Origin of the sequence: Pseudoalteromonas sp. SG43-7, assembly GCF_014164295.1 — a bacterium.
In the GTDB taxonomy this organism is placed as follows: Bacteria; Pseudomonadota; Gammaproteobacteria; order Enterobacterales; family Alteromonadaceae; genus Pseudoalteromonas; species Pseudoalteromonas rhizosphaerae.
The window spans coordinates 41,755-63,426 of record NZ_JACJEY010000017.1; the positions used below are offsets into that span (position 1 = coordinate 41,755).

Sequence of the window (21,672 nt, forward strand, 5' to 3'; positions counted from 1 at the left end):
CAACAGCTTAAAATACAACCACCTTTTATATTGAGCGAATCGCTTAACTTTGGCAGTTTGTTAAAAAATACTAAATGTACAGGCCGCGAGTGCACTTTATTAATGATGGCAATAACACTACTATTCAAATGTAAGTTCATAAAATTAAAACGCACGCTACATACACATAAAAAAGCCACTATCGAAACAGTGGCTTGGTGAGAGTCGAACGCTTATTTACATTTACTTTGGTTCGCGTAAATGGAAAATTTGGCACTTGTTACCTAAATCAGGTTGTTGTGCAAAATTAGTTTTATCTGCAAGGCCACAATCACTTAAACCCAGTGCTTGCTTTGTATAACGGTTGATCAACATCACGCCGCCACCTTCAACAGGGGTTATACGCCATTGTGCTGTTTTAGTTTCGCACGAAGCCATTTCAACGTTAGCGCCAGGCACTAAAGCATTGTTTGCCACAGCAGCGCAATAATCGCTATCTAGGTCTTGTTTTAGAGCAACGTAGCCTGTGTCTGTTGGCGCAAAGAACCATTGCTGGGCATCGCTGTGAGTAAACGCTTGTTGCTCAACATTAGTACCCGCTTTAACAGCTCCTGCAACGCTCAATGCTTTACCACTTTGTTGGCTCATTACCGCGACACTACCTACAGGCTGTAACTGCCAATCAGCACATGCAGTATCTTTACCTTGTTGTAAAACCGCTTGATTTTGCGCGGCTGAACACCCTGCTACGGCTAATGGTTTTTCAGTGTAACGGTTAGTAATAGTGACATTACCATCAGTGCTTGGTGCTACTTTCCATTGCTGACAGAAGTTATTACGCCACGCTGCAGATTGTATTTTCGCATTATCAGCATCACTGCAATTAGCCAGCTCTAAAAACTTGCTGTCTTCACGATTTGCTAAACGTACAAAACCATCTGTGGTGGCATCAATCACCCATTGACCATTGGTGCTTGCACATTGGCGTTGCACGGCACGCGCATCTTGAGGATCCGCTGCAATATCTAAACATAAACCGCTGGTTGCATTAACTAAGTTATAACGCTGACCTTGCACACGAGTTACAAGTGGCCCGTATTCACCTGATGGTGGAGCAACTTCAACACCCGGTGTAACAGGTTTTGCAAAGTTTGGCGTGCCATCCTTATTCCAAGTAAATTTTTGCGCACGTAAAGAACGTGTGGCACTACAACCATGCTCTACTGAGTCATTGCCATGGTATACCAGCCAGTCTTCACTGCCATCGGGTGAGGTAAAAAAGCCATTATGGCCTGGGCCAAATACTTCATCAGTACGTTCAAATACAGGCTCGTCAAACTTCTTCCAGCTGTTTGCATCAAGCGGATCATCACCTACAAGTTCTAACATCCCTAACTTGTAGTCTGGGGTGTTACAAAAGCTTGCTGAGTAAGTCATAAACGTGCGACCGTTATGCTGTAAAATCTCAGCGCCTTCGGTTACTTTACGTCCGCTGATCTCCCAATCAAGTTCAGGGCGTGTGATCACCGTGTGCGGTGAATTCTTTTTCAGCGTCCACGGGTTTTCCATTTCAGCAATAATGTTTAACTGTTGATCGCCCTGCCACTGGGAATAAATAACATAGAGTTTGTCTTTATAGCTTAAATAGTTACCATCGATATTCCATACATCAGGCATGAGTGCGCCTTTGTATTCATACGGACCCATTGGGTCGTCACCGGCACTTTCTAATACATTAAGATGTTGGTTATCTAAAGTACCATCAGTCCCTGCTGTATACATCATGTACCAACGGTAGCCATCAGGGCCTTTAACACGATGAAATTCAAACGCCCAAAAGTTACAACAACGCGCAGGATCGGTCGCTGACCATACATTTACTGGGGTTGCATCGGCAAGTCCTGCTAAAGTAGGTGATTTACGCATCACCAATTCAGATGTCCATGTTGTCGTCGTTAGGTAATAGTTACCATCCCAGTACTCAAGCCATGGATCGGCACCATTAGGAAATAATGGATTAGTGAATACGCCATCATCTTGCGTGGGTGCTTTTGCGCTCGCGATTGGTGCTGCATCTTGTGTTTGTTGTGTGTCTGCGCGGGTTGTAGATTCACACCCTGTAAGTGAGCTTAATGACAAAGCGAATAAACCTACAAGGCCTGTTGCTTTAGCAGTACGCTTTAATTTAGTGCGCAAGTGATGTTGTGCATTCATTGTTGTTATCACCCTTAGTTATTATAACAAACCCGCTATTGGGGTTTAATTTTATAGAAAACAGTTTTGAGTTGAGCTGTTGCGCCTCAACCTGTGTTAATTTTTTACCTGCGCTAAGTAGCTGGGCTGAACTGAAGTTACTAAAGCTTAAGTCAATATCTAACGTAATAGCTTTATCCTGCGCATTAATACCTGCAACATACCAGTTGCAGCGAGAACGTCTCGCCATCACCACATACTTACCTGGGCTGCCTTGCAAGAGCCTTGTTTCATCCCACAGAGTAGGCAGCGATTTCAAATAAGCTTTTACTGGTTCTGAAACTTTCGTCATTTGCTCAGGCGTTGTCACTAAGTGCTGTACCCCAGATGTAAATAAAATCGGCAGCGCGAGCTCAAAGGCATTATTGGTTTTGCGTTCAATATTAGGAATATCACCAAGTACCATAGGTGTAAAATCCATTGGATCAAACACGTTCCGAGTAAACACTAAGGTCGCTGCATGCTGCGCTTCTTTATCGGCAAATGCTTGAAAAAAGCTTATCATCTCAAAGCCTTTTACTGCTTCGGAGGTCATTAGATTAGGATAAGTTCGCTGCAAGCCCCTTGGCAAAGTGGTGCCATGAAAATTGACCATTAACTGATGTGCTGCTGCGTCTTTCAGCATAGCTTCGTAATAGGCCATCACAGATGAACCATCACCCGGGAAGAAGTCGACTTTAATGCCTTTAATTCCCATAGCTTGAAGTTTTGCAAAATGTTTAATGCGATCAGCACGCGTTAGTAATGCACTTTTAGGAGAATAAACCGTGTTATTCCACGCGCCTGATGAGTTATACCAAACCCATAAATCAACATTTTTTTGCTTAGCATAGGCTGCCAACTGCTGCATTTTCTCCCAGCCTATTTTTTGATCCCAATCCGCATCAATCAATACATATTGCCAGTGCATATCTGCTGCATAATCAATGAACTGTTTTTGCACAGGAAAGGTTGTAAAGTCATCCTTTAATAACCCCCAACTCCAAGCAGCAATCCCCGGTTTAACAAAATCAGTGTTAGTTAGCTGGTTTGGTCGGGCTAAGTCAGTCCCTAATGTAGACTCAGTAACCGTTTGCAACGTGCCAATTACCAATAAACGCCAAGGCGATAACAGCGGCAGTGTATGCTCTGGTAAATAGCCACCATTAGAAGTAACTTCACGCTGATCAGGAAAACGAACCTTAAACTGCCCTTGGCTATTATTGGTTAAATTAGTACCACTGTAATAGTCTTCACCACCAGCTTCTGAGATTAAAATATACTGCTCTTGGTGCTTAAATAATGCCGGATACACCCAGCCATTATTGGTTATTGCAGGGGTCGTTAATGCTGTCGCTTGTAAATATTCTTCTTCATAAGAAGGGTTAGTGTTCATCCAGCCAGATTGCGCTTGCGCTTTAGGCTGTAACCACGCAACGGTTTCACTTGGGAAGTTAAAACCCGTTTGTTCACTCATAACGACCCGCGTATCCGAGGACTCCCCATCTAACTCGTAGCGAAAAGCAACCCCATCGTTGCTCACTTGAAAGCGAACATTCAATGTTTCGTGTTGCTGATTAGTCACGCTTACAACCGTACTGTTAGCCTGGTAATCAACAAACTGTTGCTTACCAGTAAAAAGCTGGTAGCTATCATTCACTGTCGGCTGTTGTTTAACAGCTAATAATCTAAGCTTTTTAGTAAAATCGGTATTATTAAGCGTGATACCTAATAAAGATGGCTCAATTACTTTATCGCTACCTGACTGTACTTGATAACTTAACTGCCCTTGCTCATCTAAATCAACCAATACGGCTAACTGCTGATCTGGGCTATGAATAGTCGCAACCTCAGTCGCTTGCGCCACAGTTGTTATCACTAAGGCTGCAAACAGCAGCCCTATTTGATTAACGAAGTGCATTACTTAGTGCCAAACTCATACACAATACGCGTTGAATAAACCTCACCAGGCATCAAAGTTGTACTGGGGAATGTTGGCTGATTCGGTGCATCAGGAAAGTGCTGTGGCTCTAGGCAAAAACCACTTCTTAATTTATGTACTAAACCAGAGGCTTGCTTACTGCTTCCATCTAAAAAGTTACCTGAGTAAAACTGTACCGCAGGTTCTTCGGTATACACAGTTAGGGTTCGACCTGAGCTTGGCTCATAAACGTTAGCTGCTTCAATCAAATCATGATTAGGTTTGTTTTTCAGCACAAAGTTATGGTCATAACCTTTACCAAGCTTCAGCTGCTCATCATCCACATTAATTTCTTTACCAATTGCTTTTGGATTTCTAAAATCAAACGGTGTACCCGCCACTTGCATTAACTCACCCGTTGGGACCAAACCGCCATCCACAGGGGTGATTGCGTTTGAGTTGATTTGCATTTGATGATCGAGAATATCGCCCTTACCGGCTAAGTTAAAATAACTGTGCTGGGTCATATTGATGATGGTTGGCTTATTTGTTTTTGCCACAAACTGCATATCAAGGGTATTTTTGTTGGTCAATATATAGGTGACTTGTGTGGTCAGCTCACCAGGATAACCTTGGTCACCATCAGGACTTACGAGGCTTAGTGTTACACCAGCACTGTTTTGCGTGCTAAATGGCACCATATTCCAGACTTTCTTATCAAAGCCTTGCACACCACCGTGTAAATGGTTAGCACCATCGTTAGTTGCTAACTGATAATCCGTGCCGTTTAAGCTAAATTTACCATTAGCAATACGGTTACCAAATCTGCCAATGATCGCGCCAAAGTATGTGGTTGCATTAGTGTAATCTTCTAAATTATCCATACCTAAAACAATATTACCCATGTTGCCATTGCTGTCTGGCGTTTCGATACGGGTAATAATGCCGCCATAATTGATCACATCAACGCTCACGCCATTACTATTGGTTAGGGTAACTTGGTTGATCGGAGTTTGGTCTGCCAGCTTGCCATAAGCGTGCAGTAATGCAGAAGGTGAATTGGTCATATTGTCTCCTTGGTGAGCACACGCGGGGGTTAAAGCAATCCCAAAGGACACTGCTATTGCAAAGATACCGCGAGATAATTTTTTAATCGATGTTGACGACTGATGAACCGCTGTTAGGCGCTGAGTTACACATTGCAATGACATGACAATAACCTTATTATAATTGCATTTATACTTTTATAATACAATATAGTGATCGATTGCAAATTTATTCGCCTAACTTTTTAGTTGTATTTTGCCGTCTTTGACTAAAATGCAGTCCATACCACCAACCTGAGCTGCTTGATAGCCTATTTGCGTGTCTTCAAACACCACACAATTTTGTGGTTGAATGTTTATTTGTTTGGCTACGCTTAAAAAAGTTTCTGGGTGTGGTTTACCGTGGCGAACATCACTGGCAGTAACTAATGCGTCTATTTTATCGATTAACTCTGTTTGAGTTAGATGCTCAATGGCATGCGCACGGTCCGCGCCAGTACCTACCCCAATAGGCATTTTGCCATGGTAATAGTTTAATACATCGACTGTCTCAGTAATGATTTCTGGCTGATGGTTTAAGCCTAACCAAAATTGGTGTTTTTGCTTGGCAACTTCATCAGGATCATGACTAAGTCCATATTTTTCATTGAGAATATCAACAGTGGCAAGTGTTGGTACGCCACCTAAACTATACATATAGTCATAGTCAAACGGATAACCTAATGCATGGCAGGTCAGCTCCCATGCTTGTAAATGAGAGCCCATCGAATCGATAAGCGTGCCATCCATATCAAAAATAATGCCTTGGTATTTTGTGAGATCGAGCATGTGTACTCCAAAGTCTTAGAAAACAAAAGCCAACTTTACTATAAAGTTGGCTTATTTAGTTAACTTAGATCACTGCTGTTATAGGTGATTAAAGCCCACGTTTTAACATGTAATACGCTGCATTGTGGCGTAGCTCTGTTTTGAAACCACGGATGCTGGTATCAGCATCGATAATCATGGTTTCAACACCTGCCATTTCAGCAAGATCAACAATCATATCGGTGGTAACAGCTTGGCTGTACGCAGTGTGGTGCGCACCACCGGCATGGATCCACGCAGCAGACGCCACTGATAGATTCGGTTTTGGTTCCCACAATGCTGATGCAACTGGTAAATGCGGTAACTCAGCCGGTCGCGTTACTGTATCTACTTCGTTGATCAAAATACGGAAACGATTACCCATATCAATTGGCGAAACGTTAATTGCCGCACCGGCTTTAGCGGTAAACAATAAACGACCCACATCACATTTCACCCCAATGGTGTGAGTGTGAACTTCAAGGCGTGGTTTTTGCGCAGCAATTGATGGACACACTTCTAACATGTGAGCACCTAGTACTTGGTCGGTATCACCCATGTTATACGTGTAATCTTCCATAAATGAACAACCGCCTTCACGGCCTTCACCCATTACTTTCATGATGCGTACCATAGCAGCTGTTTTCCAGTCGCCCTCGCCGCCATAGCCATAGCCTTTAGCCATTAAACGCTGCGTTGCAAGTCCTGGTAAACCTGATAAACCAGACAAGTCTTCAAAACAGTTAGTGAATGCTTTAAAGCCACCTTTTTCTAAAAAGCGTTCCATACCAAGCTCTAAACGCGCTTCGTTGCGTAGCATCGATACTTTGTAGTCATCTTGCAACGTTTCATCGCTAATCACATAGTCAGTTTTATATACTTCAAGCTGGGCATCGACTTCAGCATCTGTCACGGTATCAACAACTTTAACGAGCTCAGCTACACCAAAGGCATGCACTTCATAGCCAAAGGTGATTTGTGCTGATACTTTGTTACCTTCTGTAACCGCAACTTGGCGCATGTTATCGCCAAAACGTGCCACTTTAAGTGTTTGGCTCTCAGCCCAACCTTTAGCAGCGCGACACCAATCATCAATTTGCTTTTGCACGTCAGCACGTTGCCAGTGACCAGCCACTACTTTACGCTCTTTACGCATTACAGTACCAATAAAACCAAACTCACGGTCACCGTGGGCACTTTGGTGGGTATTCATGTAGTTCATATCAATATCAGCCCACGGTAGCGCGGCATTGAATTGCGTATGAAGGTGTAACCATGGTTTACGTAACTCGTTTAATCCAGCAATCCACATTTTCGCAGGTGAGAACGTATGCATCCATAATACTAAACCCACACAGTTAGGATCGGTGTTGGCTGCTTGGCACACGGCATGAATTTCTTCAGGCGTTTTCACCGTTGGCTTACACACTAAGTTAACTGGTAAATTAGCTTCGCTATTTAAACCAGCCACAATTGCAGCGCTATTATCTGCAACGGTATTTAACACTTTTGGGCCATATAAATGTTGTGACCCAGTTACAAACCAAACTTCTTTCATTGACGACGGCATATATAAATTCCTCTTGTACTTGTTAGCCACGGTTACTTTGGCCGTAGTAGGCATCTTTACCGTGTTTTCTTAAATAATGTTTATCCATCACAGACTTCTTAAGCGCAGCTGCATTTTGATCAAGCGTGCGAGTTAAGTAAGCCATGCGAGCAATTTCTTCTAGCAGCGCCGCGTGATACACAGATTGCGCAGCATCTTTACCCCAAGTAAACGGTGCATGTCCTGCCACAATCACCATAGGTGCCGCTTTCGGATCACGGTCTTTATAAGCATCGGTAATTTGAATACCGGTCTCAAGCTCATAATCACCATTTACTTGCGCATCAGTAAGCTCGCGGGTGCAGGTAATGTCACCGTGCACATAATCAGCGTGTGTAGTACCAAAACAAGGAATGCTCTGCTTTGCTTGTGCCCATGCAGTGGCATACGTTGAATGAGTATGCGTTACGCCACCAATGTCATTAAAATGACGATACAAATGAATATGGGTTTTGGTATCCGAAGACGGCCGCATGCTGCCCTCAACAATGTTGTTTTCTAAATCAACAATCACCATGTCTTCTGCTTTCATTTGGTCATACGATACACCACTTGGTTTAATCGCAATCACGCCTTTGTCGCGGTCGATTTGCGATACATTACCAAAGGTATAAATCACCAAACCACGACGTTGTAATTCCATATTTGCTTCGAATACTTCGCGCTTTAATTCTGTGTAGCTCATGCTTTTGCTCCATCAACATACTGTGCTAACGCTTGATAGTTAGCATAGAGTTCGTTATAAACCGCAACCCGCTCTGGGTTAGGTAAATACTGATGACATACAGCAGAAGCCATAACTTGCTGAGCATCCGCCACTGTTGCATATTCGCCCGCTGCCACAGCAGCCATAATTGCAGCACCAAGCGCACAGCTTTGCTCGCTTTCAAGTACGTCAATTGGGCAGTTCCATACATCAGCACAAGTTTGCATTACGTAATCTGATTTTTTTGAAATGCCGCCAATCACAACCACTGACTCAATCGGTACGCCTTCACTTTGAAAACGCTCAGTAATGGCGCGTGCGCCAAAGGCCGTCGCCTCAACTAATGCTTTAAAGAACTGCGGCGCATCAGTGCCCATTTTCATGCCCGTCATGGCCATTGCTACGCTTTGATCAGCATCAGGAGTGCGACGACCGTTGACCCAGTCAAGTGCCGTTACATCGGTATTTTTAACCGGTAACGCACTGGCAGCTTTTGATAAATCAACTAAAATTGAGTCTTCAATTTTGTTGATCAAGCTTTGTTCAACGTCGTTTAAATTTGTTAATTGGCGAGTCGGCCATAACATCAGGTTTTTAAACCATGCATATAAATCACCAAACGCAGATTGACCCGCTTCAAGGCCAATCATGCCTGGGATCACTGAGCCATCAACCTGACCACAGATACCTTTTACGCAGGTATCGCCAAGTTGTTGTTTTGAAGTAACGGTAATATCACAGGTAGAAGTACCCATTACTTTAGTCAGTACGCCTGGGCGTACATTAGCGGCAACTGCGCCCATGTGACAGTCAAAAGCACCGTAACCTACAACTACATTCTGTGATAAACCAAGTTTATCAGCCCATTGCGCTGTTAATTTACCAGCGACTTGGTCACTTGGTTGGGTTGCTGCATTAAGCGTATCAACCACACCATCTAATAATGGGTCAATATTGCTGAAGAAACTATTTGGTGGGAAACCACCCCATTGCTCATTCCACATTTGTTTGTGGCCCGTTGCACAGCGTCCCAGTGTTAATACTTCTGGGTGAGTGGTGCCACACATCAATGCCGTCATCCAATCACAATGCTCAACCCACGAGTAAGTTGCCGCTTTTACAGCCGCATCATCTCTAAAAATATGTAATGCTTTAGCCCAGTACCATTCTGATGAATAGATGCCGCCCATGTGTGAAAGATAATTAACCTCGTTATTGGTCGCGGCTTTGGTGATCTCATTCGCTTCTTTAATCGACGTATGGTCTTTCCAAAGAATGAACATCGCATTAGGGTTTTCAGCAAATTCTTCAGTCAGCGCTAAAGGCGTGCCTTGGCTATTAATCGCCACTGGCGTTGAGCCTGTGGTATCAAAGCTCATACCTATTACTTTATCCGCAGTTCCCGCAGGTACTTGTTGCCATAGACCATTGACGACCTCAATCAAGCTGTCGATGTAGTCTTGTGGATGCTGGCGAAATTGATCTTTACTTGGATCGCAATATAAACCTTGCGCCCAACGCGGATAATTCACTAAATGGCTAGCCAGCTCTTTACCTGTGGTTACATCAACAAGCAGTGCTCTTACTGAATCAGAGCCATAATCTAAGCCCAATGTATAACGAGACATAAATACCTTTCACTAATTGGATACTAACAATGTTAGTCATTACTGTTATTTGTATGATAATATCAATAATGACGGGTTGTAAAGGTATTATAAAAATATTATTAACAGATTTATTCTGAAATATTCGTGACACCTGTGCCCTTTAAACTAATGTTTTGCACTAATAAAGGGCTTAAACCATGTCATAAGCAATGCTAAAAGCCGTTAATTTATTTTGTATGATGAAAATAGGATGTCTATGTCTAGCCAATTAGAACAATTAAAAACCATGACCACTGTGGTTGCTGATACCGGTGATTTTGAAGCAATCGATCAATATAAGCCGCAAGATGCCACTACCAATCCATCGTTATTGCTCAATGCGATTAAAATTGAAAAATACCGCCCACTGGCTGTTGAAGCCGTTGCTTGGGCTAAGCAACAAACAAGTGACAATGCACTGGTGATCAGCAAAGCTGCTGACAAACTGTCGGTACTAATTGGTGCAAATTTAATGGCTCAAGTGCCAGGGTTAGTGTCTACCGAAGTAGATGCGCGCTTATCGTTTGACACTCAAGCAACTATTGATAAAGCCCTTGAGCTTGTTGCGCTCTATAAAGAGCAAGATATTGATACCTCGCGCGTACTGATCAAAGTGGCGTCTACATGGGAAGGTATTCAAGCAGCAAAAGTACTCGAGCAACAAGGTATTCGCTGTAACCTAACGTTGGTGTTTGCATTTGCTCAAGCTCGTGCGTGTGCTGAAGCAGGTGCTTATTTAATCTCGCCTTTTGTTGGTCGTATTCTTGATTGGTATAAAGCAAACCAAACTGATAGCGATTTTAGCGGTGCTAATGATCCAGGCGTACAGTCTGTTGCACATATTTATAACTTCTTCAAAAAGCACGATTATAAAACCATCGTTATGGGTGCAAGCTTTAGAAACATCAGCGAAATCCAATTACTGGCAGGTTGTGATAGATTAACTATCAGCCCAGGGCTATTATCAGAACTAGCCGCAACAGATGCCCCATTAGCGCGTCAACTGACTGCTGCTACTGAAACAGTTGCCCCGCCAACGCCTATGACTGAGCAAGCATTTCGCTGGGAAATGAATCAAGATGCAATGGCAACAGATAAATTAAGCCAAGGCATTCGTCAGTTTGCAATTGACCAAGAAAAGCTTGAAGCCATTTTAGCTGAGCTTGTCTAAATCATTAACTAAATTGGGCTCTTGATGATCAATCATTATCAAGAGTTCGAATTAAAGACATAAAAAAGCCCGCTGATTTAATTAAATCAGCGGGCTTTTTATCAGGTAAAACTTTAACCTAGATGTCGTTTAATAACGCATTAGCCTTAGCAACAAGGTTACTAACAGTAAAGCCAAAGTATTCAAGTAGAACTGGTCCTGGCGCTGACTCACCAAAGGTAGTCATACCTAGTACATCGCCATCTTGGCCAACATATTTATACCAAAAATCGCTATGTGCAGCTTCTACCGCAATTTTAGCAACACCAACAGGTAATACACTCTGGCGATAGGCTTTATCTTGCAAGTCAAACTGATTGGTACATGGCATAGATACAACACGAACCTGTTTACCCTGTTCGGTTAGATCAGCTGCTGCATTTACCGCTAACTCAACTTCAGAACCAGTAGCAATAATGATCAGTTCAGGTGTGTGCTCGCTATCAACTAAGATATAGCCACCTTTAGCAACATTCGCTAGTTGCTCTTTAGTGCGCGGCATTGCTTTAGTACCTTGGCGACTAAAGATCAATGCACTTGGGCCAGCTTCTTTGATTAAAGCCTGACTCCATGCAACCGCTGTTTCAACTTCATCACATGGGCGCCAAGTCGACATATTTGGCGTCATACGCAAATTAGCAATTTGTTCAATTGGCTGATGGGTCGGGCCATCTTCACCTTGACCAATCGAGTCATGGGTATACACAAAAATACTCTGTGCTTTCATCAGTGCAGCCATACGCACTGCGTTACGAGCGTATTCCATAAACATTAGGAAGGTTGCACCAAATGGGATAAAGCCGCCATGCAGCGCAATACCATTCATTATCGCGCTCATGCCAAACTCGCGTACGCCATAAAATACATAGTTACCGGCAGCATCATCTTGCAAGCCTTTCGCGTCAGGCCATAAAGTTAAGTTGGAACCGGCTAAATCAGCGGAGCCTCCCATAAGTTCAGGCAAATGCTCAGCAAAGAAGGTAATGGCATTTTGTGATGATTTACGGGTTGCTATGTTTTGCATATCTTCTTGGCACTTGGCAATGTACTGATCAGCAATTTCTGCAAAGTTGCTCGGTAATGATTTAGCCGTTACACGGCGGTTAAATTCTTTACTCAGCTCTGGGTGTGCTTTGCTGTAAGCGGCAAAGGTTTGTTGCCATGCGCTTTCTAAATCTTGGCCTTTGGCTTGGCCATTCCACTCATTGTATAGATCTTGAGGAATTTCAAACGCTGGATGTGGCCAATTTAGTTGCTCACGAACCGCTGCAATTTCATCATTACCCAGTGGTGAACCGTGACAATCATGACTACCCGATTTATTGGGCGAACCAAAACCAATCACCGTTTTACAACAGATAAGCGTTGGCTGATCTGGGTTAGCTTGCGCAGCTTCAATAGCACTGGCAATCGCGGCCATATCGTGACCATCAACGCCACTAATAACCTGCCAACCGTATGATTCAAAGCGTTTTGGGGTATCGTCAGTAAACCAGCCTTCTACTTCGCCATCAATTGAGATGCCATTGTCATCCCAAAAAGCGATGAGTTTACCTAACTTTAATGTACCTGCTAATGAACATGCTTCATGAGAGATACCTTCCATCAAACAACCATCACCTAAAAAGCAGTAAGTGAAGTGATCAACAATATCAAAGTGTGGTTTATTAAATTGTCCAGCTAAGGTTTTTTCAGCAATTGCCATACCAACCGCATTGGCAATACCAGCACCAAGTGGCCCTGTAGTTGTTTCAACCCCAGGTGTATAACCATACTCTGGGTGACCCGGCGTTTTAGAATGCAGTTGGCGAAACTGTTTAATGTCTTCAATACTGACATCATAACCACTTAAATGTAGTAATGCGTACTGCAACATAGAGCCATGGCCGTTTGACAACACAAAACGGTCGCGGTTAGGCCAATCAGGATTCAATGGATTGTGGCGGTGGAAGTTTTGCCAAAGAACAGCAGCAATATCGGCCATCCCCATTGGTGCACCTGGGTGACCTGAATTAGCTTTTTGAACGGCATCGACAGCAAGCATACGGATTGCATTTGCAGATTGAGAACTGGGCAGAGTCATCTGTTACTATTTCCTGTTAATATTATATTATAAATAATATCTCAAAATGTAATATAAATAGCAATCAGAAATCGCCCGAACTCGCTAAAAACAGTTCTTCAGCACATACAAATGCAGCTCTGCAAATCATTTACCTAGAACTTAACGATTTTTTGCACAAAAAACAGACCGTGAGGGTAAATGAAAAACCATGAAATAATTTGTAACTCGTGCTTAGCACGTTAAGCATATCGTCGCCGTAAACATCAGTAGTGTGGCTTGTAGGAGATCGCTTTAGCGCCGAATAGTGATCAAAAAACTCGTTCCACTGCCTCGCCACCTAAGCTGCCTGTGTCGTAGGCGCTAAGCTTGCTGGCGCGACAGTACTTCAAATAAACCAAAGGTTTAACAATCCGTCCATGGAGCTTGGTTACATCGGTCATTACCTAAATGGATTTAGGTACTTAGATTTTGTCGGGAACAAAAATCTGCCATGACCTCACTTCTTCGCGCTGCACTCTTTATTAGATATGTCGTTTACTTTAGGCGTCCTGCCCTTCGCCATAAAGGTCTGCTTCGCAGTTCCAAAATATTCCCGATATTTTTGTCGGTCCCTCGTCACCTAAGCTGCCTGTGCGGCAGTAAACTAATTGCAAATATGCTCTAAGGTGCATTTTATCACCTAAGCTGCCTGTGCGGCAGTAAACGTTTATAATTTAAAGTGTATGCCTGATAGCATCACCTAAGCTGCCTGTGCGGCAGTAAACTATAGAATATCAGCATAAAAATAAGTTACAACAAGCCATTAGGTTAAATATTACTATTTTACCTTATCAAAAACGATATGTTATAACCCATTGTTTTTATAGAAAATTTTAAAGAGAAAAAATAAAGGGTTAAAACCAAGGTATCGTGGCAACTTTACTTAATCCATAAGAATCAAACTTACCATCAATAGGTTTATCTTTTAAATCACTAAACGCAAAGAATTTGCGATGCACTTGTTCTGTTGAACCGCTGAACAAATCTAGATAAGGATTATCAGCAGCACCAAGTACATATTTACATTGTTTGAAAAAATGTGTACGTTGTTTTGAGCTAAACATGGTGCGGGGTCTATTCTTACATGAAGGTGAGTTTAACTATGTAAGGTATTCACTTTGAGTTTGCTAATCTTAAATTAACTGAGAGGCTCACAAACAGACTTCCCTTTCTGCCTGAACTATTTGCTTTAGATCAAAAATCAAACATACTTTCTGTGTGCATCTTCAAAAAACATGACCATAATATTGCAATCGTAATTAACTTACCGACATACTTTGTCACGATTTTTCACTAGCTGGGCTTACAGCTCAATGGTAATGTAGGGTTAGTCACGTTTATAAGTATATAAATTAAATAAATATGTGACACGCCATATTGGCCACTATTAAAGGAGAGTATCTATGGACCCGATAACGCAAGTTCTCAACATGTTATTCACTGTTGAGGCGTTTTTACTCATTTTTGTTTTAGTACTGCTAAAAAGTAGTGTTAAATTTGTGCCGCAAAACCGTGCGTGGCTCATTGAACGTTTTGGTAAGTATCAATCAACTAAAGAAGCAGGCCTAAACTTTATTGTGCCGTTTGTTGATCGTATTGCCGCTGATCGTAGTTTAAAAGAGCAAGCGCAAGATGTGCCGTCGCAATCTGCTATTACCAAAGATAATATTTCATTGATTGTTGATGGTGTATTGTATTTCCGTGTTATGGATCCATACAAAGCCACTTATGGCGTTGATGATTATGTGTTTGCCGTTACGCAATTATCGCAAACAACGATGCGTTCAGAGCTTGGTAAAATGGAGCTGGATAAAACCTTTGAAGAACGTGATGTACTAAATACTAATATTGTTGCGGCAATTAACCAAGCCGCAGATCCTTGGGGTATTCAAGTATTACGTTATGAAATTAAAGATATTGTGCCACCGCAATCAGTAATGGAAGCGATGGAAGCACAAATGAAAGCGGAACGTGTTAAACGTGCACAAATTTTAGAATCAGAAGGTGATCGTCAAGCTAATATCAATGTCGCTGAAGGTAAAAAACAAGCGCAAGTACTAGCCGCTGAAGCAGAAAAAGCCGAGCAAATTCTGCGTGCTGAAGGTGAAGCTAAAGCCATTATTGCGGTAGCCGAAGCACAAGCTGATGCACTACGTAAAGTCGGTGAAGCAGCTGATACTGAGCAAGGTCAAAAAGCCATTCAATTAGACCTCGCCTCAAAAGCCATTGCCGCGAAACAAGCCATTGCTAAAGAATCGTCAGTTGTTTTATTACCCGATAACGGCACCGATGCCAGCTCTATGGTAGCGCAAGCGATGTCGATTATTAATACCTTAAATACCAAACAAAAAGGTTAAGCTGTAAAGGAGCAAACTATGGAGTTCATTACCAATAATTTAGCCCAAACACTGATGATCTTAGGTGTACTGGCACTGATAATTGAAGTAGCAGTGCTGGGAATGTCGACCTTTATATTATTGTTTTTGGGTATATCATTATTTGCAACTGGATTAATGATGAACTTCGCGCTGTTAGAAGACTCATTAACCACCGCACTTTGGAGTAACACCTTGATCACCGCCGCATGCGCTGTTTTACTATGGAAACCGCTAAAACGCATGCAAGAGAATGTTGATAATAAAGAAGTGAAAAGTGACTTTGCTGAGCTTGATTTTGTGCTCACTAGCGATGTTGATGAGTTAGGTGTTAGTACCTACTCGTATTCCGGAGTGAGCTGGAAACTAAAAAGCCAGCAACCACTAAGTGCTGGCACCCATGTAAAAGTGGTAAAAAAAGAAGTCGGTGTTATGTGGGTTGCAGCAATTTAACCTAGATGTGGGTATAACACTCTGAATATGCTGTATGATTTTTACCATAAAGCCAGCCAAGAAGTTTTTATCGAATTACTTGGCTTTTTTGTAACAAAAAATATTCGCTAAACCCGCACAACTCTTAGCTAAAACGCAATAAATGAAATATAAAACCACGCAATTGTTAACTGACAATGATTAAATTAGCCTTTAAATGTTAAAACAATTAAAGGCTGCAAATAGACGTATGTTTAACTACTATATTTGGACTTGTGTCTCGCTATAAAACTCGCTAGTTTAACCAATCAGATAATAATAAAAACAAAAAGTAACTGTATGATCAGGGTCGAAAATCTTTGCCGTACTTATGGCGCAGGCGAAACACAAGTCATTGCATTAAGTAATGTTTCATTGCATATTCAAGAAGGTGAGTTTGTCGCCGTAATGGGCGCTTCCGGTTCAGGGAAGTCGACTTTAATGAATATCCTTGGGTGTCTCGATACACCAACCTCAGGCAGTTATTTGCTCTCTGGTGAAAGTATTAAAGAAATAGATGACGAAAGTTTGTCAGCTATCCGTAATAAAAAAATTGGCTTTATATTTCAAACCTTTCACTTATTAACTCGCCTTAGTGCTCAAGAAAATGTGGCTTTGCCACTGCGCTATACCGACACCCCAAAACAGCAAGCCAGTGAGCGCGCTATGGCGATGCTGGATAAGGTTGGCTTGCAAAATCGCGCACACCATAAACCCTTTGAAATGTCCGGTGGTCAGCGGCAGCGAGTTGCTATTGCCAGAGCATTAGTAAACGAGCCAAAAGTCATTTTTGCTGATGAACCAACGGGTAACCTCGATAGTAAAACGTCTCATGAAATTATGCAGTTGCTTTGCTCACTCCACCAGCAAGGTCATACTTTGGTCATGGTAACCCATGAAGAAGATATTGCTGCTTATGCTAAGCGAATTATTCGGATGAAAGATGGCATAATCATAGAGGATAGCGGATGTTAAAAAATCAATGTTTCAAAGCCTGTTTAGGATTATTACTTTACAGCTTAGCCTTCTCAAGCAATGCGCAGAATGTGTTACTCAGTGGTGAGCTGAAGGCCAGCGATAAGCAAATTTTTTATGCTCCAAAATCAGACAATTGGCGAGTACAAGTACAATGGATGATGAAAGAAGGCGAAATAGCGCAACAAGGTGATGTTGTTGTGGTGTTTGATAGTGGCTCGATTGCCAGTGAAATTGAACAAGATGAAGTAAGTTTAGAGGCCGCCGAAGAAGAGCTGCTTAGGATCACCACTAGCAATCAAGAAAAACAAATAGAAGCTGAGTTTAACTTTAAGCGCACTGAGCTTTTACTAGCGCGTGCCCGCATAGATGCTGCTATTCCACACGCTAACTTAAGTACCTATGATTATCAAAAAAATCAGCTCGAACTTGAAAAAGCCCTGATCAATAAACAAAAATCATCCGAAGAACTCAGCCAAGTTAAAACTGAAAATACCGTTGCGCGCAATAAGCAGTTACTGACTATTGAACAACTAAAAACAGACCTTGCATACAATAAAACGCAACTGGCAAGTATGAGCATTAAGGCACAGCGTACAGGGCCCGTTTTATATGCAAACCATCCGTGGAATGGCGAAAAAGCATTTGTTGGTATGACAGCCCAACCAGGCTGGAAAATTGTCGAAATACCGGCCATGAGTGAACTCTACATTGAAGCCTGGGTACACGAAATTGATTATCAACATTTACAACTTGGCCAACAAGCGCAATTGTTATTTGACGCCTATTTACAACAGCCGCTCAATGCGACTTTAAGCGAAATTTCAACTCAGCCAGAAGAACGCCTTCAGTGGGGCAAAGATGCCTACTTTAGAACTCGCTTTAACTTTAACGCTCAGAATTTAAAACTGTTACCGGGCATGAGTGCAAAATTAACAATCGGAGAAGACTCTGATGAATCATAACGTTTTATGCATAATATTGAGTATGTTGCTATTAACTGCATGTAATGACGATGAGCAACAACATTATCTAGTGAAAAAGAGTGATATTGCTATCACGGTTAATGCCAATGGCGAACTGGAGTCATCAACCAGTGCGATCATTGCCCCGCCGTCAGTTGCCCGTATGTGGCAATACCAAATTAAGACTATGCTAGCGGAGAACACCCAAGTTAAAAAAGGCCAAGTGGTGGTATCGTTTGACGACAAACAAGTTCGCGATAAGCTAATCGACAAACAATCTTCATTAGAGCGAGCAAAAAAACAACTCGAAAATGCGCAAAATAAAGAGCTTATCAAAGAGCAAGAACTGACCCTCAGCGTTGCCGAAATGAAAATGAACTACGATAAAGCTAAACGCAAAGCAGAGATTGTTGATCAATCTCGTTCTGAAGTTGAACGTAAAAAGTCACAAATTGATTTTACTATTGCAAACAACGATCTAACGCTTGCTAAAAGTAAGCAAACGTTTCAGCAACAGAGCAAAGAACTAAACTTAAAAATGGTGCAAAGTAAAGTTGCACGGCTGCAAAGTGAGGTAGACGAGTATTTACAAGATATTGAACGCCTTAAGGTAAAAGCCCCAATTGATGGGCTGGTAATTTATAAAACCAATTATGAAGGTGAAAAGTCATCCATTGGTGAAAGTGTGCAATTTGGTCAGCCTGTTATTGAGCTTGCTGTACTTAAAAATATGCAAGTAAAAGCACAAATCGATGAACCCGACAGCGGTAAAATTGCCCCAGGGCAAACCGTTAAAATAACCATTGATGGCAGTAGCGAACTAGTTGTGTCAGGGAAAATAAAGAGTTTGGGTCGTGTATTTAGAGAAAAGTCATATCAAGATAAGCGTCGGATTGTGGATGCCATTGTTAGTATTGATAATATTGACACCAGTGTTATTCGCCCAGGACTTACTGCGCGCTTAGAGATCACCACCGCTCGCTTACCTCAGGTATTAAGTATTCCTTTAACCAGTTTGCAATATGATCAACAAGGTCCCTATGTTACAACCACTGAAAATAACAAACAATTTATAGAGATAAGTCACTTTACCGATAATCTCGCCGTAGTTAAAAGCGGCCTACAACTAGGCGACGAGGTAAAATTATGAAAACGAGCTTTGCACTTAGCTTAATCGTTACAGCTTTATTTATCAGCGGTTGTTCAAAAGAACATGAAATTCAAAACGCGCTTACTTATACGGTTAGTGAACACAGTTTTAAAACTGAGGTTGAAGCCAAAGGGCATTTGATCGCGGCAAATGAAACCCTGATTGTTGCGCCAGCATCAAGCCGTGGGCCACAAACTTTAGCGTGGTTAATGCCAGAATATAGCCAAGTTAAAAAAGGTCAGGTCATTGCTCGTTTTGATGGCGAACAAATGCGTCGGCAAAGCCAAAAAAACACTAATCAAGCGGCTTTAGCAGCGCAAGATTTAGCACAAAAATCAGGAGAAATAGATAAAGATAAGACTATTTTAGAGCACGATATTGTATTGGTTAATGAAGAAAAGCAATTTGCCGAAGATTACTCAATTGAAGATGAACGCATTCGCTCTAAATTAGATATTTTAGAGTCACAACAAAATGTTGAGTTTTTAAATGCAAAACATAACTACTACGACTGGCAAACTGGCCGTTTTGAGCAAAGTGCCACCGGAGAGTTGATGTTATTAAAAATGAAAGAAGACCAATACAAACAAAAATTAGCAACGTTGAACACTAACCTATCATTGCTTGAGATCATCGCCCCTCACGATGGCTTATTAACCCATAGTACTAATTGGCGCGGCGAAAAACCGCGAGCGGGTGAATCCTTATGGCCTGGTCAAAAAATAGCAGCACTGCCTGATGTTAGCCAAATGCAGTTGATGTTATATGTGTCTGAACGTGAAGCAATCGATTTATCCGTAGGTCAGTCACTTACATTCAAACTTATTGCATTGCCTGAGCAGCAATTTAGTGGCGAGTTAATTGAAGTATCACCGTTTCCTAAATCAATAAAACGCGGCGACCCACAAAAATTTTACGAACTAAAAGCAACGATAAATCAGCAAAGTGACGCTTTACGCCCGGGTTTAAAACTCAATGCGACTATTTTAGTGACACCGCAAAGTGAGCGTTTAGTGGTACCTAAACAAAGTGTTTTTACCGAACAAAATGCGCATTATGTCTATGTTGAAGAAGCTGGCGAATTTGTCAAAAAGACCGTTTCATTAGGCAAACATAACCTTAGTCATGTAGAGATCCTCGCAGGCTTAGCTGCTAATGATGTGATCTCACTCATTGATATAAAGGACATCTGATGAAATATTTAACTTTATTTATCGACACCGCCTTAGAGCTTGCACAGCATAAATTACGTACTTTACTGACTTTATTAGGGATGATATTTGGTGTCGGTGCCGTCATTGCTATGCTCAATATTGGTGAAGGTGCTGAACGTGAAGCCATGAAAATGATTGACTCTATGGGGTTATATAATTTGATTGTTAATGGCAAAGAGTTCGATGAAAAAGAACTCAAAGAGCAACGTAAGCATTCGGCCGGTTTAAGCCTGCGTGATGCCCAAGTTGCCCACGACTCGCTGCCTTTTGTTACCGATTTTGCCGCACAAAAAACCATCGAGACGTATCATATTTTTAGCCAATACAATAACAGCGACGCCAATGCCGTAGGTGTAAGCGCTAATTATTTTCAGCTGTCACATTTTCAACTATTTGCTGGGCGTATATTAAATAAAAACGATCAACAACGGTTTGCTCAAGTGGCAATGCTTGGCGCAAATACTGCCAAGCAACTATTTCCGTTAGGTGACGCACTCGGTCAACAAATAAAAATTAACCACTTATGGTTTAAAGTAGTCGGTATTTTACAAGCGCCTTATTTAAAGAAAAAAGAATTTCAAGGAGTCAAACTCGGTAACGAACAAAACCAAGTATTTATTCCACTTAGTACTGCATTACACCGCTTTGAAAGTGGCTTACTTGATAGTGAAGTCAGCAGCTTGAAACTAGCCATTGATAAATCGGTTGATCCAATTGTTGCCGCACAAGCACTGGAACATTTACTGCAAAATCGCCACAGTGATATTGATGATTTTGAATTAGTTATTCCTGCCGCATTATTAGCCCAGCAAAAACAAACCCAGCAAATATTTAATATTGTAATGTCCTGCGTGGCAGGCATTTCACTCCTGGTTGGCGGTATCGGTATTATGAATATCATGTTGGCGACGGTGCTTGAACGCACTAAAGAAATTGGCTTACTGCGTGCTATTGGTGCAACACAAAAAGACATTCGAATACAATTTATTGCCGAGAGCTTTACCATTTCTATTTTAGGTGGCCTACTGGGTGTGGTATTTGGTATTGGCTTGTCTGAAATTATTTCTATGTACTCGCAGTGGGCGGTATCGTGGTCAATGACCGCCATCGTGCTATCGTTTAGTATTTGTGCGTTAGTCGGCCTTATTTTTGGTGTATACCCCGCGATCAAAGCGTCACAGCTTGACCCTATTGAAGCACTGCAAAGTGATTAACTCGAA

17 protein-coding genes are annotated in these 21,672 nt (G+C 41.9%); 8 read left to right on the forward strand and 9 right to left on the reverse strand.

Features of this window, described 5'->3' with window-relative positions; all coding sequences use genetic code 11:
- Positions 1–222: 222 nt before the first annotated feature.
- The 7 genes from H5200_RS09945 to H5200_RS09975 form a co-directional block, all read right to left on the reverse strand.
- Positions 223–2,193: a family 43 glycosylhydrolase gene (locus H5200_RS09945; RefSeq protein WP_182761412.1), complete on the reverse strand. Its 1,971-nt coding sequence runs from the start codon at positions 2,191–2,193 to the stop codon at positions 223–225.
- Positions 2,165–4,132, reverse strand: a complete 1,968-nt coding sequence (locus H5200_RS09950) for a glycoside hydrolase family 97 protein (protein WP_182761413.1) — start codon at positions 4,130–4,132, stop codon at positions 2,165–2,167. Before H5200_RS09950 ends, H5200_RS09945 begins: the two co-directional genes overlap by 29 nt.
- Complete coding sequence (locus H5200_RS09955; protein ID WP_259399198.1) at positions 4,132–5,199, reverse strand: aldose epimerase family protein; 1,068 nt, start codon at positions 5,197–5,199, stop codon at positions 4,132–4,134. Before H5200_RS09955 ends, H5200_RS09950 begins: the two co-directional genes overlap by 1 nt.
- A gap of 216 nt (positions 5,200–5,415) precedes the next feature.
- Complete coding sequence (locus tag H5200_RS09960; RefSeq protein ID WP_182761415.1) at positions 5,416–6,006, reverse strand: beta-phosphoglucomutase family hydrolase; 591 nt, start codon at positions 6,004–6,006, stop codon at positions 5,416–5,418.
- 88 nt (positions 6,007–6,094) lie between these two features.
- Positions 6,095–7,594 carry an L-arabinose isomerase gene (gene araA, locus H5200_RS09965; protein ID WP_182761416.1) on the reverse strand — a complete coding sequence of 500 codons (1,500 nt, stop codon included), beginning with the start codon at positions 7,592–7,594 and terminating at the stop codon, positions 6,095–6,097.
- A gap of 22 nt (positions 7,595–7,616) precedes the next feature.
- On the reverse strand, positions 7,617–8,318 hold the full coding sequence (locus tag H5200_RS09970; RefSeq protein WP_182739556.1) for an L-ribulose-5-phosphate 4-epimerase: 702 nt from the start codon (positions 8,316–8,318) through the stop codon (positions 7,617–7,619).
- Positions 8,315–9,967, reverse strand: coding sequence for a ribulokinase (locus H5200_RS09975; RefSeq protein ID WP_182717778.1), 1,653 nt, complete (start codon positions 9,965–9,967; stop codon positions 8,315–8,317). The genes H5200_RS09970 and H5200_RS09975 overlap by 4 nt, the downstream gene beginning before the upstream one ends.
- 238 nt (positions 9,968–10,205) lie before the next feature.
- Between H5200_RS09975 and tal the strand changes: the two genes are divergently transcribed.
- Positions 10,206–11,159, forward strand: coding sequence for a transaldolase (tal, locus tag H5200_RS09980; RefSeq protein WP_182761417.1), 954 nt, complete (start codon positions 10,206–10,208; stop codon positions 11,157–11,159).
- Positions 11,160–11,277: 118 nt separating this feature from the next.
- Here the strand turns inward: tal and tkt are convergent, their stop codons facing one another.
- Together tkt and cas6f are read right to left on the reverse strand one after the other, a co-directional pair.
- Entirely contained in the window at positions 11,278–13,281 is a 2,004-nt protein-coding gene (tkt, locus tag H5200_RS09985; protein ID WP_182761418.1) for a transketolase, read from the reverse strand.
- Between the two features lie 875 nt (positions 13,282–14,156).
- Positions 14,157–14,366 (reverse strand): type I-F CRISPR-associated endoribonuclease Cas6/Csy4, encoded by a 210-nt coding sequence (gene cas6f / locus H5200_RS09990; RefSeq protein WP_182717775.1) that lies wholly within the window; start codon positions 14,364–14,366, stop codon positions 14,157–14,159.
- A 339-nt stretch (positions 14,367–14,705) separates the two neighbouring features.
- Here cas6f and H5200_RS09995 point away from each other — a divergent pair, with 339 nt between their 5' ends.
- The 7 genes from H5200_RS09995 to H5200_RS10025 all read left to right on the forward strand — a co-directional run bounded on the left by H5200_RS09995 (position 14,706) and on the right by H5200_RS10025 (position 21,666).
- A complete protein-coding gene (locus H5200_RS09995) occupies positions 14,706–15,659 on the forward strand; it encodes a slipin family protein (RefSeq protein ID WP_145234179.1) in 954 nt (317 codons plus the stop codon).
- Positions 15,660–15,677: 18 nt separating this feature from the next.
- Positions 15,678–16,130 (forward strand): NfeD family protein, encoded by a 453-nt coding sequence (locus H5200_RS10000; RefSeq protein WP_149980039.1) that lies wholly within the window; start codon positions 15,678–15,680, stop codon positions 16,128–16,130.
- 318 nt (positions 16,131–16,448) lie between these two features.
- A complete protein-coding gene (locus tag H5200_RS10005) occupies positions 16,449–17,123 on the forward strand; it encodes an ABC transporter ATP-binding protein (protein WP_182761419.1) in 675 nt (224 codons plus the stop codon).
- Positions 17,117–18,088: an efflux RND transporter periplasmic adaptor subunit gene (locus H5200_RS10010; protein ID WP_182761420.1), complete on the forward strand. Its 972-nt coding sequence runs from the start codon at positions 17,117–17,119 to the stop codon at positions 18,086–18,088. Before H5200_RS10005 ends, H5200_RS10010 begins: the two co-directional genes overlap by 7 nt.
- The gene (locus H5200_RS10015) at positions 18,078–19,238 is read left to right on the forward strand and encodes an efflux RND transporter periplasmic adaptor subunit (RefSeq protein ID WP_182717772.1); all 1,161 of its coding nucleotides are present in this window, start codon (positions 18,078–18,080) and stop codon (positions 19,236–19,238) included. Before H5200_RS10010 ends, H5200_RS10015 begins: the two co-directional genes overlap by 11 nt.
- Positions 19,235–20,431 carry an efflux RND transporter periplasmic adaptor subunit gene (locus H5200_RS10020; protein WP_182717771.1) on the forward strand — a complete coding sequence of 399 codons (1,197 nt, stop codon included), beginning with the start codon at positions 19,235–19,237 and terminating at the stop codon, positions 20,429–20,431. Before H5200_RS10015 ends, H5200_RS10020 begins: the two co-directional genes overlap by 4 nt.
- The gene (locus tag H5200_RS10025) at positions 20,431–21,666 is read left to right on the forward strand and encodes an ABC transporter permease (RefSeq protein WP_145234192.1); all 1,236 of its coding nucleotides are present in this window, start codon (positions 20,431–20,433) and stop codon (positions 21,664–21,666) included. Before H5200_RS10020 ends, H5200_RS10025 begins: the two co-directional genes overlap by 1 nt.
- Positions 21,667–21,672 lie beyond the last annotated feature (6 nt).